Here is a 2,472-nt window from a genome sequence, read left to right as displayed (position 1 = left end):
CGAAAAACGCCGACCACGAGGTGACCTCGGGATGCTGACGCAACAGCGCCCGACGCTGGCGTTCGGTCATGCCGCCCCACACCCCGAATTCGACGCGGTTGTCGAGAGCGTCGGCGCCGCACTGCAACTGCACCGGGCAGTGCCGGCAGATCGTGGCGGCCTTGCGCTGCGCTGCGCCCCGCACGAACAGGTCATCCGGGTTCTCTCCGCGGCACCGCGCCTGCGACACCCAGGTCAACCGCGCCTCGTCTGCCGATACTGCCGCTGTTGCCATCGTTATCGCCCCTGTCTGTCGTTGTCTGCGATGACCACGTCACCGCACTGCGACTGCAACCCGCTTGCTCACCTAGACAATTGATCGAGTTTGATATCTCTAACACTCTGCCGCATCGGCTGTTAAGTGAGTCACATTCTGCCCTCAATCTAGGGATCTGTGCATGCGACCGCAACCCCTGAGGCCGAAAAACTGGCACAACCGTGCAGACTCTCGGCGAAACACCTGGTCATCGCCACCGACCCCGCCGGTGCCATGCGCGGCGACGCGGGCTGCGGGGGTGTTGAGGAAATCACACGTATTCTGTCGGGGTGCCGATCTCGAAGAAGCTTGGGCCGCTCGCTGCCGCGTGCGTGCTGGCCGGCGTGCTCGTCGCCGGACTCCTGTATCCGGTCGCCAGCGGGGTGGGACTGGTGTCCAACAGAGCCGCTTCGGCTGTCGAGAACGTCTCGTCGGAATTGCTCAACGGCACCCTGCCCCAGGTCTCGACGATGACCGACGCAGCAGGCAACCCGATCGCGCTGCTGTTCGACCAATACCGCTACGAGGTCGGCTACAACGACATCTCGCCCGACATGGTCGCCGCGATCATCTCCATCGAGGACCGACGCTTCCTCGAACACGACGGCGTCGACTGGAAGGGCACCATCCGCGCCGCGCTGAAGAACTCGTCCTCGGGTGAGGTCCAGCAGGGCGCGTCGACGCTGGATCAGCAGTACATCAAGAACTATCAACTCCTCGTGCTCGCGCGGACCGAGGCCGATCGGGAGGCGGCCACCGAGACCACCCCGGCACGCAAGCTGCGTGAGGTCCGGATGGCGCTGACGATGGAGCAGTCGCTCACCGAGCAGGCCAAACGCAAGGGCCTCTCCGACGCCGCGGCCAAGCAGGAGGCCAAGAAGCAGATCGTCACGCGCTATCTCAACGTGGTGCCGTTCGGCAACAACGCCTACGGCATCGAGGCCGCGTCGCAGGTGTATTTCAACAAGCACGCCAAGGACCTCACCGTCGAGCAGGCCGCATTGCTCGCGGGCATGGTGCAGTCGAGCAGCGCGCTCAACCCGTACACCAATCCGCAGGCTGCGCTGGCACGACGCAACACCGTGCTCGACACGATGATTCAGAACTTCCCCAACCGCCGCGACGAGCTGACCGCGGCCAAGGCCAAGCCGCTCGGGGTGGTCCCCAATCCCAACATCCCCACCCAGGGGTGCATCGGCGCCGGCAACAACGGATTCTTCTGCGACTACGCGCTGCAGTTCCTCGCCGCCAACGGCATCTCCCGCGACTCGGTGATGCGCAGCGGATACATCATCAAGACCACCCTCGACCCCGACGTGCAGCGTTCGGTCGAGCGTGCGGTGCAGACGCAGGCCGATCCGCACGCCGACGGCGTCGCGAGCGTGATGAGCGCGATCCGGCCGGGCACCACGTCGCACCCCGTGCTGGCGATGGCGTCGAGCCGCGACTACGGGCTCAATCAGAATGCCGACCAAACCGTGCAGCCGCAGCCGTTCTCGCTGGTCGGTGACGGTGCGGGCTCGGTCTTCAAGGTCTTCACGACGGCCGCGGCGATGGAGCAGGGTCTCGGCACCGGCTCCAACATCCCGGTCCCGTCGACACTGGCCGTGCAGGGCATGGGAAGCAGCGGCGGCTCCAACGGATGTCCTGCCGACAGCTACTGCGTCAAGAACGACGGCCGCTATCCGGCGTCGATGTCGGTCTCCCAGGCGCTGGCCCAGTCACCGAACACCGCCTTCGTCAAGCTGCTGCAGCAGACCGGGGTGAAGCCAACCGTCGACATGGCCGTGCGCCTGGGGCTGCGCTCCTACAACACGCCGGGCACCTCCGGTGACGGCGACAAGTCGATCGCCCAGTACGTCAAGGACGGCAATTTCGGTTCGTTCACCCTCGGCCCCTTCCCGGTCAACGGACTCGAGCTGTCGAATGTGGCGGCCACCCTGTCCTCGGGCGGGGTGTGGTGCCCGCCCAACCCGATCGGCTCGATCAGCACCATCAAGCGCGACGAGAACAGCAACGCGGTGCCCGGCCCCGACGGCGCACCGGTATTGACCACGGTGCCGTTCAACGCACCGGGATGTGACCGCGTCGTCGAGCAGGGTCTGGCCAACACCCTGGCCAATGCGATGAGCTTCGACGACCGAGGCGGGGGCACCTCGGCGGCGGCCGCCGGCTCC

The 2,472-nt window shown here is 66.1% G+C and carries 2 protein-coding genes; one reads left to right on the top strand and one right to left on the bottom strand.

Features of this window, described 5'->3' with window-relative positions; translation table 11 throughout:
• Positions 1-274 (bottom strand): WhiB family transcriptional regulator (locus B1964_RS26920; protein WP_079931997.1); only part of this gene is annotated, 274 nt, incomplete at its 3' end.
• Between the two features lie 311 nt (positions 275-585).
• Here B1964_RS26920 and B1964_RS26915 point away from each other — a divergent pair.
• On the top strand, positions 586-2,472 hold a 1,887-nt coding region (locus B1964_RS26915; RefSeq protein ID WP_079931996.1), incomplete at its 3' end, for a transglycosylase domain-containing protein.

It is taken from the genome of Gordonia sp. i37 (genome assembly GCF_002043085.1).
Taxonomy (GTDB): domain Bacteria; phylum Actinomycetota; class Actinomycetes; order Mycobacteriales; family Mycobacteriaceae; genus Gordonia; species Gordonia polyisoprenivorans.
This window is presented reverse-complemented; position numbering and strand designations above follow the sequence as displayed.